Origin of the sequence: Rhodococcus sp. NPDC058532 (assembly GCF_042719255.1) — a bacterium.
Taxonomy (GTDB): domain Bacteria; phylum Actinomycetota; class Actinomycetes; order Mycobacteriales; family Mycobacteriaceae; genus Rhodococcus_G.
In genome coordinates, this window is record NZ_JBHXNU010000004.1 from 234,839 (window position 1) to 249,781 (window position 14,943).

At 70.7% G+C, this 14,943-nt stretch carries 14 protein-coding genes; 8 read left to right on the forward strand and 6 right to left on the reverse strand.

All coding sequences use genetic code 11. From position 1 onward, the window contains the following. Window positions 1-6 precede the first annotated feature (6 nt). The gene (locus tag ACFWQG_RS07475) at window positions 7-651 is read right to left on the reverse strand and encodes an acid phosphatase (RefSeq protein ID WP_378506959.1); all 645 of its coding nucleotides are present in this window, start codon (window positions 649-651) and stop codon (window positions 7-9) included. A gap of 50 nt (window positions 652-701) precedes the next feature. On the opposite strand from ACFWQG_RS07475, the gene ACFWQG_RS07480 reads away from it, so the two are divergent. Further along, the gene (locus tag ACFWQG_RS07480; RefSeq protein WP_378506960.1) at window positions 702-1,487 is read left to right on the forward strand and encodes a ParA family protein; all 786 of its coding nucleotides are present in this window, start codon (window positions 702-704) and stop codon (window positions 1,485-1,487) included. A gap of 23 nt (window positions 1,488-1,510) precedes the next feature. Here ACFWQG_RS07480 and ACFWQG_RS07485 read toward each other — a convergent pair whose 3' ends face one another. Together ACFWQG_RS07485 and ACFWQG_RS07490 are read right to left on the reverse strand one after the other, a co-directional pair. Further along, complete coding sequence (locus ACFWQG_RS07485) at window positions 1,511-2,719, reverse strand: hypothetical protein (protein WP_378506961.1); 1,209 nt, start codon at window positions 2,717-2,719, stop codon at window positions 1,511-1,513. A gap of 8 nt (window positions 2,720-2,727) precedes the next feature. After that, the gene (locus tag ACFWQG_RS07490; RefSeq protein WP_378506962.1) at window positions 2,728-4,329 is read right to left on the reverse strand and encodes a DEAD/DEAH box helicase; all 1,602 of its coding nucleotides are present in this window, start codon (window positions 4,327-4,329) and stop codon (window positions 2,728-2,730) included. A gap of 329 nt (window positions 4,330-4,658) precedes the next feature. On the opposite strand from ACFWQG_RS07490, the gene ACFWQG_RS07495 reads away from it, so the two are divergent. Next, a complete protein-coding gene (locus ACFWQG_RS07495; RefSeq protein ID WP_378506963.1) occupies window positions 4,659-5,339 on the forward strand; it encodes a ferritin-like fold-containing protein in 681 nt (226 codons plus the stop codon). A gap of 119 nt (window positions 5,340-5,458) precedes the next feature. Then, window positions 5,459-5,686: a DUF3107 domain-containing protein gene (locus ACFWQG_RS07500; protein WP_378506964.1), complete on the forward strand. Its 228-nt coding sequence runs from the start codon at window positions 5,459-5,461 to the stop codon at window positions 5,684-5,686. 71 nt (window positions 5,687-5,757) lie between these two features. On the opposite strand, the gene ACFWQG_RS07505 is transcribed toward ACFWQG_RS07500, so the two are convergent. Continuing rightward, window positions 5,758-6,405: a TetR/AcrR family transcriptional regulator gene (locus ACFWQG_RS07505; protein ID WP_378506965.1), complete on the reverse strand. Its 648-nt coding sequence runs from the start codon at window positions 6,403-6,405 to the stop codon at window positions 5,758-5,760. A gap of 292 nt (window positions 6,406-6,697) precedes the next feature. Between ACFWQG_RS07505 and ACFWQG_RS07510 the strand changes: the two genes are divergently transcribed. From ACFWQG_RS07510 to ACFWQG_RS07520, 3 genes are all read left to right on the forward strand, one after another. After that, a complete protein-coding gene (locus ACFWQG_RS07510) occupies window positions 6,698-7,855 on the forward strand; it encodes a DUF3152 domain-containing protein (RefSeq protein WP_378506966.1) in 1,158 nt (385 codons plus the stop codon). A gap of 79 nt (window positions 7,856-7,934) precedes the next feature. Next, window positions 7,935-9,158 (forward strand): adenylyltransferase/sulfurtransferase MoeZ, encoded by a 1,224-nt coding sequence (gene moeZ / locus ACFWQG_RS07515; protein WP_378506967.1) that lies wholly within the window; start codon window positions 7,935-7,937, stop codon window positions 9,156-9,158. 115 nt (window positions 9,159-9,273) lie between these two features. After that, window positions 9,274-10,122, forward strand: coding sequence for a TIGR02569 family protein (locus ACFWQG_RS07520; RefSeq protein WP_378506968.1), 849 nt, complete (start codon window positions 9,274-9,276; stop codon window positions 10,120-10,122). A gap of 15 nt (window positions 10,123-10,137) precedes the next feature. On the opposite strand, the gene ACFWQG_RS07525 is transcribed toward ACFWQG_RS07520, so the two are convergent. Next, entirely contained in the window at window positions 10,138-11,163 is a 1,026-nt protein-coding gene (locus ACFWQG_RS07525) for a pirin family protein (protein WP_378506969.1), read from the reverse strand. Window positions 11,164-11,208: 45 nt separating this feature from the next. After that, the gene (locus ACFWQG_RS07530) at window positions 11,209-11,901 is read right to left on the reverse strand and encodes a FadR/GntR family transcriptional regulator (protein ID WP_378506970.1); all 693 of its coding nucleotides are present in this window, start codon (window positions 11,899-11,901) and stop codon (window positions 11,209-11,211) included. A 143-nt stretch (window positions 11,902-12,044) separates the two neighbouring features. On the opposite strand from ACFWQG_RS07530, the gene ACFWQG_RS07535 reads away from it, so the two are divergent. Both ACFWQG_RS07535 and ACFWQG_RS07540 read left to right on the forward strand, forming a co-directional pair. Beyond that, window positions 12,045-13,301, forward strand: coding sequence for a CynX/NimT family MFS transporter (locus tag ACFWQG_RS07535; RefSeq protein WP_378507048.1), 1,257 nt, complete (start codon window positions 12,045-12,047; stop codon window positions 13,299-13,301). Between the two features lie 242 nt (window positions 13,302-13,543). Beyond that, window positions 13,544-14,932 (forward strand): MFS transporter, encoded by a 1,389-nt coding sequence (locus tag ACFWQG_RS07540; protein WP_378507049.1) that lies wholly within the window; start codon window positions 13,544-13,546, stop codon window positions 14,930-14,932. Window positions 14,933-14,943 lie beyond the last annotated feature (11 nt).

The window sequence follows — 14,943 nt, forward strand, 5'->3', positions numbered from 1 at the left end:
CGGTGGTCAGCTGGCGTTGTGGGCGACGATCTGCCGGACGCCGCGCTCGTACCCGAGCACCGTGACGGCACCGGGGGACAGCGCGAAGCGACGGCCCTCGAGCACCGGGAACCCCACCCAGCGGGTGATCAGCGCCCGGGAGAAGTGGCCGTGCCCGACGAGGACGACGTCGCGGCCGGGGAGGTGGGATTCGGCGACGGACAGCACCAGGTCCGCGCGCGACTCGACCGCGTCGGCGTCCTCGCCGCCGGGGCACGGATGCGTCCACACCGTCCAGTGCGGCACCAGCTCCCGGATCTGCGGGGTGGTCAGACCCTCGTAGTCGCCGTAGTCCCATTCGGCGAGCGCGTCCCACGTGCGGGCGTCCAGGCCGGCCAGTTCGGCTGTGCGCGCCGAGCGCCTGCGGGGGCTGCACAGGACCGCCGGGTCGTGCAGGCCCAGCCCGGTCAGGCGCCCGGCGGCGGCCCGCGCCTGTGCCTCCCCCTCGGCGGTCAACGCGACGTCGGTGCGGCCGGTGTGCCGTCCACGGGCCGCCCACTCCGTTGACCCGTGCCGCAGCAGCACGATCCGTCCGCCAGCGCGGTCCGGTGTCGCCGCGCCCGCGCGTTCGGTGTCGCCGAGTGGTCGTTGAGAGGGCACATCCGCGATCATCTCAGGTGAGGGTCTCGCCAGCGCGCCCCGAGTGCGCAAAGATCACTGCCGTGACAACTGTGCTCGCGGTGGCGAATCAAAAGGGTGGGGTCGCGAAGACCACGACGGTGGCATCACTGGCGGCGGCGTTGGCCGGGCTGGGGCGGAAGGTGATGGTGGTCGACCTCGACCCGCAGGGCTGCCTGACCTTCTCGCTGGGACACAACCCGGACCGGGTCGAGGCGTCGGTGCACGAGGTGCTGACGGGGCAGCTGCCGCTCCGGGAGGTGATCGTCGATACCGACGAGGGTTTCGCCCTGGTTCCGGCAACGATCGACCTGGCGGGGGCGGAGGCGGTGCTGCTGATGCGGCCGGGCCGCGAATTCGCGCTCAAGCGGGCCCTTGCCACGCTCGGCGACGACTTCGACGTGGTCCTCGTCGACTGCCCGCCGTCGCTGGGCGTGCTCACCCTCAACGGGCTAACGGCGGCGAACGCGGTGCTGGTGCCGCTGCAGTGCGAGACGCTCGCGCACCGCGGGGTCGGGCAGCTGCTGCGGACGGTCGCCGAGGTTCGGGAGATCACCAATCCGGAGCTGGCGCTGCTCGGTGCCCTGCCGACCCTCTACGACGCCCGCACGACGCACAGCAGGGACGTGCTCGCCGATGTCGCGGACCGCTACGACCTGCCGGTGCTCGCGCCGCCGATCCCGCGCACCGTCCGATTCGCGGAGGCGAGCGCGTCGGGGGCCACGGTGCTCGCCGGGCGCACCAACAAGGGGGCCAAGGCGTACCGCGAGCTGGCCCGCGGCCTCGTCGCGTACTGGGACGACGGGACCCCGCTGCCGCACTGCGAGTGACCGGGGATCCTAGGGCATGTCTCCTAGCGCAGCGCGACGAGCTCGTCCCCGCGCTGTTCGACGACGACGGAACCGAGGACGGTGGTCGTGACCGGTCGGGGCGGCGTGCTGTCGGGTCGGTCGACCGGGATGCGGCGGAGGTCGGCGCCGGTGACCGGGTCGAGCACCGCGATGCCGCCCTCGACGGGGACGAGGACCTGACCGGCCATCACGGCGCCGGGGCCGAGCGCATCGGGGAACGACCACAACGGCGTGAAATCCGTTGTCCGCAGGGCGATCACGGTGGAGCCGGTCCACCAGCTGATGAACGATGCGGTGCGGGCGACGGTGGCGGTGGGGGAGACGTCGGCGGGGGCGGGATGCCGGGCGGTTTCGTTGCCGCTGCCGTCGAACACCGCGACCGATGCCGCCGCCGTCGGGGTCCCGGGAACGTAGACGGCGGTGCGTTCCCCCGAGACGCCGAGGACGGCGGCGCGCGCGACGTCACCGAGCAGGGTCGACCCGAACTCCTCGGGCTCGGAATTGTCCTTCGGTGCCGGGTTCAGGATGTCGAGCCGGACGCCGTCCTCCCCCGGACAGGATTCGAGCACCGCGAGCCGGCTGCTGCTGGACCCGGACGACAGCAGGGCGCAGCCGGAGCGGGGCTGCACACCGGGGTTGACCGGGGCGTCGACCCGACCGAATTCGAGGGTGCGCACCAGGTCCGAGCGCCACACCTCCAGCCGGGAGTCGCCGCGGGAGGTGAGGTAGGTGCCGTCCTCGGACAACGTCACGGAGGGGTCCGCGTCGCTGGATCGCTGCGCCTGCCGAACCCCGGTGGACCCGTCGAGTTGGGTGACCTGACCGCAGCCCCGATCATCGGGGTAGACCGCGACCGCGGTGTTCCAGGCCCCGATCACCCCGCACAGTGCCCGGTCCCGCCGATACGACCACAGCGCGCTTCCGGTCTCCGGGTCGTGTCCGGTGACGGTGTCGCCCGCGCCGCTGACCACGGCGCCACCCGCGGCAACGGGGGCGGCGGTGGCGCCGCTGGCGGCACGCCAGGACTCGGTCAGGGTGTCGGGCACCGTCAGCGCGGTCTCCGCCGGGACGGCGGGGGTGCTCGCGGTTACCGATTCGGTGCCGCGGGCATCCCCGGTGAACCAGACCGCGCCCGCGGCGACAACGACGAGCAGCGCGATCGCGCAGGCGGCGAAAACGTCGGCGCGGGTGCGCCGCTCGGGTGCGAGCACGTGGGTGGCTACTCCGTCGCTGCGGGCGCCGCTGAGGTGGCCGCGCCGGTGGACGGGCGACGGCGCCGGCGCCGGCGCCGGGCCGGGGTCCCCTCGCCGCTCGGCGACGTGGGTTCCGGGGCGACGGCCTCCGATGAGGTGTCGGCAGGCGCGGTGGTGGCGGCCTCGGCGGACCGTGCACCTCGGGTCCGCTTCCTGGTGCGGGTCCGCTGCGGCCGCTCGGCCTTGTCGGCGCTCTCCGCCGGAGCCTCGTTCGTGCGCGCGGGCTTCGGCTTCCGGACCGAACCCTTCGCGTCGGTCGGGATGCCGAGATCCGTGTAGAGGTGCTCGGAGCTGGAGTAGGTCTCGACCGGATCGGCGACGCCCAGGTTCAGCGCCTTGTCGATCAGCTGCCAGCGCGGCACGTCGTCCCAGTCGACGAGGGTGACCGCGGTGCCGGTGCGGCCTGCGCGACCGGTGCGGCCGATCCGGTGGACGTAGGTCTTCTCGTCGTCGGGGCACTGGTAGTTGATGACGTGTGTCACGTCGTCGATGTCGATGCCGCGGGCCGCGACATCGGTCGCGACCAGCACGTCCACCTTGCCGGTGCGGAACCCCTTGAGGGCCTTCTCCCGTGCGATCTGGCCGAGGTCGCCGTGCACGGCCCCGACCGAGAATCCGCGCTCGTTCAGCTCGTCGGCGACCTTCTGTGCGGTGCGCTTGGTGCGGGTGAAGATCATCGTCGCGCCGCGGCCGTCGGCCTGCAGGATTCGGGCCACCATCTCGGCCTTGTCGAGCGCGTGGGCGCGGAAGATGTGCTGGGTGGTGCGGTCGTGCACCGCCGAGGACTCCGGCTCCTCGGCGCGGATGTGCGTCGGCCGGGTCAGGAACGTGCGCGCGAGGGTGATGATCGGGCCGGGCATCGTCGCGGAGAACAGCATCGTCTGGCGGCCGGGAGCGGAGCCGGAGGGTCCGTCCGGGACCATCTGCAGGATGCGCTCGATGTCGGGCAGGAAGCCGAGGTCGAGCATCTCGTCGGCCTCGTCGAGGACCAGAACCCCGACCTTCCCGAGGATCAGGTGCCCCTGCTTGGCGAGGTCGAGCAGTCGGCCGGGGGTGCCGACGACGACGTCGACGCCCTTCCGCAGGGCCTCGATCTGCGTTTCGTAGGGGCGGCCGCCGTAGATCGACAGCACCTCAAGCTTCCGGGTGCCGGCCTTCAGGTACTTGCCCGCGTTCACCAGATCCTCGGTGACCTGGATGCACAGTTCCCGGGTCGGGACGATGACCAGCGCCCGCGGGGTGCCGTCGAGCGCGGCGGTGCCGGAGCCGGTGCTGACGCGGTGCAGCAGCGGGACGCCGAAGCCGAACGTCTTGCCCATGCCGGTGCGGGCCTGACCGATCAGGTCGTCGCCAGCGAGCGCCAGCGGAAGCGTCAACTCCTGGATGGCGAAGGTGCGTTCGATGCCGATCTCCGCCAGCGCCCGGACGATCTCGTCGCGGACGCCGAGTTCGGCGAAGCTGGGGGCGGTGTGGGTCTCGTCGAGCTGGGCGGACAGTGTGGTCTCGCTCGCGTCGTCTTCATGGTCGATCGTGATCTTGCTCAGTGGTCTGGCCTTCCTCGTCGGCACGCGCGCACGAGCTGGGCCAGGCCGGGTGTCGACCGCCCGGGCGGATCCGTGTCCGACGGGTGGGTGGTGCCCACCGTCCGATACGGCAACCCCGGGTCCGACTGTCGTCGGTGCCTCGTCCGACGGCCTCGGTTCCTGCTGCCCGGCGCGCAAGAGGGGTCTCTCGGCGCGGCGCGGGAACGGACCTACGGATCAGGTGCGCGCACATCATCTTCGGGCCGCCATGGTCGCCGCGATGCGTCCGATTGCCCGGACGATCGGGCTGCGGCCCGCAACCATGGTAACCGCCGCGGCCGAGTTCGCAGGTAGGCGCGGTCTACGCTGTCCACATGGGAGCCAATTCTGCCGATTCGCTGTCGCCCGTCATCGCCGCCGACCACCCGGGTGTCAGTGAGCTGTTCGCCCTCCTCGCCTACGGCGAGATCTCCGCCTTCTACCGGCTCGCCGAGGACGCCCGGATGGCCCCGGCCCTGGCCGGGAAGGTGGCGCTGGCGCGGATGGCAGGCGCGGAGATGCGGCACTTCGAGACGCTCGAGTCCGCGCTCACCGAACGCGGACTCGAGGTGTACGCGGCGATGTCCCCGTTCGTGCGGCCGCTCGACGACTACCACGCGTCCACCCACCCATCGACCTGGCTCGAGTCGCTCGTCAAGGCCCACGTCGGTGACGGCATCGCCGCCGACTTCTACCTCGAGATCGCCGGCGCGCTCGACCCGTCGGTCGGTGCGGTGGTGCGGGAGGTGCTCGCGGAGACCGGGCATTCCGAGTTCGTCGTTCAGGAGGTCAGCGCCGCGGTGCTGGCGTCGACGAAGGAGAAGGACCGCCTGATGTTGTGGGGCAGGCGGCTGCTCGGCGAGGCGATCACGCAGGCGCAATACGTGATGGCGCAGCGGGAGGCGCTCACGGACCTCGTCCTGTCGGCCAGCGGGGACCTCAACGGTGTCGCGGCACTGTTCGACCGGATGCAGGAGCGGCATGCCGAACGGATGGCGGTGCTCGGTCTCGTCTGACGCTCCTGTTCGCTCTCAGCACAGGCATCGAGGCGGCCCGGTCCTGGTCGGCTGCACTAGCCTGACACCAGTTGGTTCCCCCACCAGACAGTGATGGCACGAGAGTTCGGAGGTTGGCCGTGGAGGTCAAGATCGGCATTTCTGACAGCCCGCGCGAGCTGATCCTCAGCAGCGCGCAGACCCCGGATGAGGTGACCGAGCTCGTCTCCGCGGCAATCGGCGGCGACGTATCGGGAGTTCTCGTCCTCACCGACGACAAGGAGCGCAAGTTCCTGATTCAGGCGTCGAAGGTTGCCTACGTCGAGATCGGGCAGCCCGACAGCCGCAAGGTCGGCTTCGCGAGCTGACCGGGAGACGGGGAACGGGGCGTGCGAATCCGCACGCCCCGTTCTCGCGTCATCGGGTCGATCGTCGGCGGTCAGGCGTGCATCGGCACGTGGGACAGCCCGCCCCAGGCCAGCTGAACGGTGGTGTCGACCGCCTCCTCCTTCGGGATCGGCCGATTCGCCTGCAACCAGTACCTGGCCGTGAACTGGCTGGTCCCGACGAGTCCGACGGCGAGGATCCGCGCACGGTAGGGGTCCAGGCCCGAGTCGTGGGCGACGAGGTCGAAGACGGCGTCGACGCAGGCCTCGGTGGCGCGGTCGACGCGGGAGAGCACCTGCGGATCGCCCATCAGGTCGGACTCGAACACCAGCCGGTAGCCCTGACTGTCGTTGTCGACGAAATCGAAGAACGCCTGGACCGCGGCGCGGACACGCTGACGGTTGTCGGTGGTCGAGCGCAGCGCCTGCCGGACCCCCGAGATCAGGCTGTCCACGTAGCTCTGCAGCACCGCCAGATACAGGTCCAGCTTCCCCGGGAAATGCTGGTACAGGACGGGCTTGCTGACGCCAGCGCACTCGGCGATCTCGTCCATGCCCGCCGAGTGGTACCCGCGGCTGACGAACACCTCGCTCGCGGCCTGCAGCAACTGGAGTCGACGAGCGTCCCGGGGCAGTCGCGTGCTGCGCTTGGCGCCTTGTCGCCCGGCCGGAGTTGCGGAACGATCCGCGAGTTCAGTCATCGTGCTCCCCATCTTTGCGTTGTCACCATCCGTGCCTCGTGCTGCGTGGGTGAGGTTGCTCACGGCACCGGGTGCACAAAGTGATCGAACGATACCGGACCGACGCCCGGACATTCGCGAAACCGCGAACGCTGCCACCACCGAGTATTCCAGGTCACCGTTGCGGGCACGTTCTCGCCGTACACACGCCGGTCCCGGTGCAGGTCGTGCCGGGTTCCGGTGTCCGCCCGCCCGGTGCAGGTGCCCGGCGTGCCCGGGCGGACGCCGCCGCCGGTTGTGAGACGCTGGACCGGTGACGGATGGAGGCGGACCGCGACTGCGGGGTGCACACCCCTGGAGTGCCGACGACTCGACAGCGGGCTCGGAGCGGGCCGGATCGGCGCGGGATCCCGAGGCGGCACCGCAGGACGAACCCGGGTGGAGACGCGCGGGGTCGGACGAGCCGGAACCCGGCGGACCGCGCGCAGGCCGCTGGACCGGCGGGCCGGTCGCGTCGCGGCAGCCGCTGCGCGCGCTGTGGGACCCGATCACCGAGAGCACCGGACGAGCCCGCAGCCCCCGACCCGAACGGCAGGCCCGCAAGCAGAGCAGGCTCGGCAAGTTCGTCGCCACCTACGGCTGGCGCGCCTACGCCATCCCGGTCCTCGCCGTCGTCACCGTCCTCGTCGTCATCGACGCGGTCCGCGGCACCGGGCCCGCCGAACCCGGCGCGTACGGCGATCCCGGGTTCGGGGCCCGCAGCACCAGCGTCGACGGAACCGGTGTCATCGGCGTTCCGCCGCAGGGCGACGGCAACTTCGCCGCCTCGATCCCGTCCGGGACGCTCCCCGACGGCGGGCCGTTCACCGCGACCGGGGCCGGGACCTGGCGCGTCATCCCCGGAACGACACCGAAGGTCGGGCGCGGCACCGAGCAGGTGTTCACCTACACCGTCGAGGTCGAAGACGGCGTCGATACCGCCGGATTCGGCGGCGACGAATCCTTCGCCCGGATGGTCGACCAGACGCTCGCCAACCCGAAGAGCTGGACCAACGACGAGCGGTTCGCCTTCCAGCGGGTCGATTCCGGTGACCCCACCTTCCGGATCTCGCTGACCTCGCAGATGACGATCCGGCAGGCCTGCGGCTACGACATCCAGCTGGAGGTCTCCTGCTACAACCCGGGAATCGACCGGGTCGTCCTCAACGAGCCCCGCTGGGTGCGCGGCGCCGTCGCCTACCAGGGGGACATCGGCTCCTACCGGCAGTACCAGATCAACCACGAAGTCGGGCACGCGATCGGCTACCAGGCCCACCAGCCGTGCGAGGCGGAGAGCGGGCTGGCGCCGGTGATGATGCAGCAGACCTTCGGGACCTCGAACGACGACATCGCCACACTCGACCCCGAGGGGGTCGTGCCGATGGACGGCAAGACCTGCCGATTCAACCCCTGGCCCTATCCTCGGGGCTGAGCGGAACCGCCCGCGGTTCGGATGAGCGGCACCGCCCGCGGTTCGGATGAGCGGCACCGCCGCTGGGAGAATGGGTGGCATGTCGACGTCAGCACAATCCGCAACCACGCCGACCGGCGCCGGGCTGCTGCCCGCCCTGCCGCCACTCGTGGAGCCTGCGCCCGAACTGAACCGGGCCGAGGTGGCCCGCTACAGCAGGCACCTGATCATCCCGAACGTGGGAATGACCGGGCAGAAGCGGTTGAAGAACGCGAAGGTGTTGGTGATTGGTGCCGGTGGACTCGGCGCCCCGACGCTGCTGTATCTCGCGGCCGCCGGGGTCGGGACGATCGGCATCGTCGACTTCGACCACGTCGAGGAGTCGAACCTGCAGCGTCAGGTCATCCACGGCCGCAGCGATGTCGGCAGGCCGAAGGCCCACAGCGCCCGCGACGCCATCCTGGAGATCAACGACGGCGTCGACGTGCGGCTGCACGAGTTCCGGCTCGACACCTCCAACGCGGTCGGCCTGTTCGAGCAGTACGACCTGATCCTCGACGGCACCGACAACTTCGCCACCCGCTACCTCGTCAACGACGCCGCGATCCTCGCGGGCAAGCCGTACGTGTGGGGGTCGATCTACCGCTTCGAGGGTCAGGTGTCGGTGTTCTGGGAGGCAGCACCCGACGGTCGCGGGCTGAACTATCGGGACCTGTACCCGGAGGCCCCCGCGCCGGGCACCGTCCCGTCCTGCGCCGAGGGCGGTGTGCTCGGCGTGCTGTGCGCCTCGGTCGGGTCGATCATGGCGACCGAGGCGATCAAGCTGATCGTCGGGATCGGGGAGCCGCTGCTCGGCCGGTTGATGATCTACGACGCCCTCGCGATGAGCTACCGGACCATCCGGGTCCGCCGCGACCCGGGCCGGGTTCCGGTCACCGAACTGATCGACTACGACGCGTTCTGCGGGGTGGTGTCCGACGACGCGCAGGCAGCGGTGTCCGGGTCGGCGGTGACCGCGGCGGAACTCGCCGAGCGGCTCGGCGCTGGCGGGGACATCGCGCTGATCGACGTGCGGGAGCCGGTCGAGTGGGACATCGTGCACCTGCCCGGCGCAACACTGATCCCGAAGGACCGGATCCTGTCGGGGGAGGCCCTCGCCGAGTTGCCGCAGGACCGTCCGATCACCGTGTACTGCAAGACCGGGATCCGGTCCGCGGAGGTGCTCGCCGCACTCAAGGCGGCCGGGTTCGCCGACGCGACACATTTGCACGGGGGAATCGTCGCGTGGGCGACCCAGGTCGACCCGAGCCTGCCGACCTACTAGGAACTGTGCGTGATTTTTACCCCGATCGGGGTAAAAATCGCGCACGGGCGCGAAGCGCATACCCGCGGGCGCGTCAGCGTCGGGGGACGGAGTGCACGGCGGTAGGTTTAAACGCGTGAGCTCCGTCGAACCACCCACCCATGTGCGGTCCACTTTTGGTCTCCGCGAGACCACCCCCGTCGCACTCGGTCCCGACTGGGAGGGCGGCTGGCGTTGCGGTGACGTGGTGCTCTCACCCGTCGCGGATCATGCGCGGGCGGCGTGGTCGGCGAAGGTGCGCGAGACCCTCGAACCGGACAGCGTCCGGTTGGCCCGCCCGGTGCGGGCGACGGACGGGCGGTACGTGGTGTCGGGGTGGCGCGCCGACACCTACATCGAGGGCGCCCCGGAACCGCGGCACGACGAGGTGGTGTCGCTGTCGCTGCGGTTGCACGCGGCGACCGCGGCACTCGAGCGGCCCCGCTTCCTGGTGCAACCACCGGTCCCGCCGTGGGCGGATGTCGACGTGTTCGTCGCCGCGGACCGGGCCGCGTGGGAGCAGGTGCCGCTGCGCGGTGTGAAGGGCCAGTTCGAGCCCGCATCGACGGACGGCAGGACCAGCATCGAGCTGATCGGCCAGCTCGCGACGCTGCGTAAACCGGTGCACTCGCCCGACCAGCTGGTGCACGGCGACCTGTTCGGCACCGTCCTGTTCGCCGGCTCGGATGCGCCCGGGATCACCGACCTCACGCCGTACTGGCGCCCCGCGGCGTGGGCGGCCGGGGTGGTCGTCGTCGACGCCCTGTCCTGGGGCGGTGCCGACGAGGAGCTGGTCGGGCGGTGGGAGGATCTTCCGGAGTGGCCGCAGATGTTGCTGCGGGCGTTGATGTTCCGGCTCGCCGTGCACGCGCTGCACCCGCGGTCGACGGCGGAGGCGCTGCCGGGGTTGGTGCGCACCTCCGACCTGATCCGGTTGATGCTGTGACGTTCCCGGTGCGGCTCAGGCCGGGCTGTCGACCCGGCCGTCGGGGTGCCGGGCGAACCGGCCAGCGTCGGCGGGATGCACCGGGCCGTCCGCCTGCCACGGCCAGCCGCCGAATCCGGTGCGTCGGTAGTCGTCGAACGCGGCGACCAGACCGGCCTCGTCGTTCATCACGAACGGGCCGTGCTGGGCGACGGGTTCGCCGATCGGACGGCCCTGTAGCAGCAGGATCCGGATTCCCCCCGCTCCCGCGGTCAGCGTCACCGCTGCGGTCGGGTCGAGCACGACGCCGGTGCCGGTGCCGATGGTGTCGGCGCCGATCCGCACGTCGCTGCCCTCATACACGTACAGCACCCGGTTGGTGTCGGGTCCGCCCGCGGCGGGCAGCGGGAGGCGGGCGTCGGGGGTCAGATCGAGATGCCAGATCGCCAGGTCGGCGTCGGAGTCTGCGGCCCACGACTCGGGTGGCGGCGCGAGCGGGGCGACTCCGTCGATGGCGCCCGCGATCACCGTCACCACGCTCTCGCGGCCGCCCTCGTCGGTGCGGTTCAGCCGCGGGGTCTGCTCGTTCCAGAGCATCGCGAAGTGCGGATCCGCGGACTTGGACGCGGCGGGGAGGTTCAGCCAGATCTGGAACAGGTCGAGCGGGTTCGGGCGGTCCCGGTTCAGGAGCGGGAACATCTCCGAGTGCGACACGCCGCGTCCGGTGGTCAACCACTGGGTGTCGCCGTCGCCGTAGCGTGCGGTTGCCCCGAGGGAGTCGGCGTGGTCGACGGTGCCGCGTCGCACGTAGGTGACGGTTTCGAAGCCCCGGTGCGGGTGCTGCGGGAAGCCGGGCACGGTCTGTCCGTGGTACATGTTCCAGCCGGACGGGTGGCCGAAGTCCCGGCCGAGCGGGCGCCCGGCGAGGGCGGCGTCGGGCCCGAGGTCCGCGGTGCCCTGCGGGTAGGCGTCGTCGTGGTGGGCGACGAACAGGAACGGGTCGACGGCCTGCCACGGGGAGCCGAGGCGGAACTGGTGCAGCACAGGGTCGGCGGAAGTCATGCAAAGTTCAACCAACTGTGACGGGGCGGCATTCCCGGCAGCGCATCAGCCCGGCGGGCGACGGAGCTCAATCAACTCGGTCAGGAACCGCCTGGCCTCGGTCGCGGCCAGCTCGGGGTCGCCGTCGATGACCGATTGCACCAGCAGTTCGTGCTCGTGTTCGTACGAGTTCGCCGCGTCGACGGGGTGTCCGGTGACGATCTGCTCGATCGTCGGGAGCAGCGAGTCGTAAAACTCGAGATACACCTCGTTGTGACTGGCCGCGACGATCGCCCGGTGCAGGGCAACGTCTGCGGCGACGGCGGCGCGGCGCCGGTCGGGGTCGCGCGGTTCGGCGCTGCGCCACAGGAGATTGCGCTCGCGCAGCAGGGCGCGCAGGTTCTCGATGTCCGCCTCGTCCCTGCGGCGGGCGGCCAGCGCGGCCGCGGTGACGTCGAGCGCCTGGCGCAGTTCGAGCACGTCCCGCTCCAGCGCGCTCGCGAAGTACTTCGCCAGGGTGCCGCCGAGATCGCTGGTGGCGATCACGTAGGTGCCCGACCCCTGTCGCCGTTCGAGCATCCCCGCGTGCACGAGGGCCTGCACTGCCTCGCGGACGGTGTTGCGGCCCGTCCCGGTGAGCTCGGCGAGCGCGGGTTCGGTGGGGATCCGGCCGCCGACGGGCCAGCGTCCGGCCGTGATCTCGGCGCGAAGTTGCTCGGTGACCTGCGCGATCAGGCTGGTGCGTCGTACGGGTTGCACGGGGACCCTTCTGCCGGTGCTGGTGGCCTGGTGGCCGGACGCAGGGAGTGTAATCGTTTGCCCCAATTCATCCAGTCATCCTATGATTCTTCGGTCCACGGTGTCCCGGGACGCAATCGGGTGAGTGAGGTGTTGTGGTGACGGTGCAGCAGGCACACGTGCAGAAGGCGACCGGATCGGCGGGCGACCGCCGTCGCTCGCTGATCTCCGGGCGTCTCGTCGTGCTCGCGGCGATCGTCCTGTCCGCGCTCACCCTGCGGATCGCCGTCACCTCCCTCACCCCGCTGCTCGACGAGATCGGGCAGGAGATCGGCTTCGGCTCCACCGTCATCGGGGTCTTCGGGATGCTCCCCACCGCGATGTTCGCGGTGTTCGGGTTGCTGACCCCCCGACTCGCGGTCCGGTTCGGTCTCGAACACGTGGCGCTGGCGGCGATGGTGATGACCGCGATCGGGCTCGGATCGCGTGCGGTGATGTCGGGGACGGCCGGGCTGCTTGCCTTCTCCGCGCTCGCCCTCGGCGGCATGGGCATCGGCAACGTCGTGATCCCGCCACTGGTCAAACGCTATTTCGCCGACCGGGTCGGGGCGGTCAGCACCCTCTACATCCTCTGTGTGCAGATCGGAACGATGCTCCCCGCCGCCGTCGCGATTCCGGTCGCCGAGGCAGCCGACTGGCGCACCTCGCTCGGGATGTGGACGCTGCTGCCGGTCGCCGCGGCGCTGCCGTGGATCGCGGTGACCCTCGGCAGGCGCGGCCGCGACGTCCACGACCGGACCCCCGTCGAGGCCGCCGGTGAACCGCGCGGGCAGGTGTGGCGGTCGCCGGTGGCGTGGGGCATGGCAGGCATGTTCGGCATGACCTCGCTGATCACGTACTCGATGTTCACCTGGATTCCGAAGATCCTCGCCGAGTCCGGTGCCACCGCCGGGTTCGGCGGCTCGATGGTCGCGCTGTTCAGCGCCGTCGGATTCCTCGCCGCGGTCGGCGCGCCGTCGCTGTGCATCCGCATCGCCAACCCGTATCCGGTGGTCCTGCTGTGCGGGGTGAGCTACCTGATCGGGTTCGCCGGGCTGCTGTTCGCGCCGATGGCGGCACCGATCCTGTGGATCGTCGCGGTCGGCCTCGGACCGAGCACCTTCCCGATGTCGCTGACCCTGATCAACCTGCGCACCCGCACCGGCGCCGGATCGGCCGCCCTGTCCGGCTTCACCCAGGGCCTTGGCTACGCCGTCGCCTGCATCGGACCGCTGATGTTTGGGGTGCTGCACGACGTCACGGGCGGCTGGGCCTGGCCGTTCCTGCTGCTCGTCGGTGCCGTCGCGGTGATCATGGTCGCGGGCTGGGTGGCGTGCAAGCCGCGGTTCCTTGAGGATTCGTGGGGTGCCCGCGCCGCGTGACGCGGGCAGGTCACACCCGTTAACACGGCGTTCACCAGCGCAAACGGGCTCACACGCCGGGTCGGCGGCAGGTGAGTGCAAGTTCATTGCGGGGTCATTGACGGCAGCACCGAGGCAACATCGCCCTCGTAGTTTCGGGTCACCACACCCAACGAGGAGGCCTGGTGACCACACGCTCGGACGACGCAACGGCAGCCGCCGACGGCCTCGACACCCCCACCACGGCGGCGCAACGGCACCACATCGCGCACTGGGACGCGGAGGACGTCGAGGCCTGGGAGGCGGGCGGCAAGGACATCGCCAGGCGCAACCTGATCTGGTCCGTGATCGCCGAGCACGTCGGCTTCTCCGTCTGGTCCGTCTGGTCGGTGATGGTGCTGTTCATGCCGACCGAGATCTACGGCATCGACGCGGGCGGCAAGTTCTTCCTCGTCGCGGTCCCGACGCTGGTCGGCGCGATCCTGCGGATCCCATACACCGTCGCGACGGCCCGGTTCGGCGGCCGGAACTGGACGGTCTTCAGCGCGCTGGTGCTGATGATTCCGCTGGTCGCGACCCTGTACCTGATGCTCAACCCCGGCTTCAGCTACACCACCTTCCTGCTGGTCGCCGCGCTCGCCGGCGTCGGTGGCGGCAACTTCGCCTCCTCGATGACCAACATCAACGCCTTCTACCCGCAGCGGCTCAAGGGCTGGGCGCTCGGGCTGAACGCGGGCGGCGGCAACATCGGGGTCCCGGTGATCCAGCTGCTCGGCCTGCTGGTGATCGCGACCGTCGGCAACACCGAGGCCTGGATCGTCTGCGCGATCTACCTGGTCCTGTGCGGTGTCGCCGCGGTCGGCGCGGCGCTGTTCATGGACAACCTCGGCAACCAGAAGGCCGACCTGCGGGCGATGGGGAAGACGCTCCGGTACGGCCACTCGTGGGTCATCGCCTTCCTCTACATCGGTACCTTCGGCTCCTTCATCGGCTACAGCTTCGCGTTCGGCCAGGTCATGCAGATCAACTTCCTCGCGGGCGGCGACACCCCGGCGCAGGCCGCATTGCACACCGCGCAGATCGCGTTCATCGGCCCGCTGCTCGGGTCGATCGCCCGCCCATACGGCGGCAAACTCGCCGACCGGATCGGCGGCGGCAAGATCACCCTCTACACCTTCGCCGCGATGATCCTGGCGTCCGGTGTCCTGGTCACCGCGAGCACCCTCGACGACCGCACCCCCGGCGCCGCGAGCACCGGCATCCTGGTGACACTGGTCCTCGGCTTCATCGCCCTGTTCCTGCTGTCCGGCCTCGGCAACGGGTCCGTCTACAAGATCATCCCGTCGATCTTCGAGGCGAAGGCGCAGGGCCTCGACCACCTCGATGCGGAGCAGAAGGCCACCTGGTCCCGGAACATGTCCGGCGCGCTGATCGGCTTCGCTGGCGCGATCGGCGGCCTCGGCGGTGTCGGGATCAACCTGGTGCTCCGCGCCTCCTACAGCAGCGACGCGAAGTCGGCCACGATGGCGTTCTGGGTGTTCCTCGGCTTCTACGTCGCCTGCCTGGTCGTCACCTGGGCGGTGTTCCTGCGCCGCCCCACCGAGCGACGGAACGCCGACGGCCACCGGTCACCGGTTCTCGTCACCGACTGATGCAGTTCACG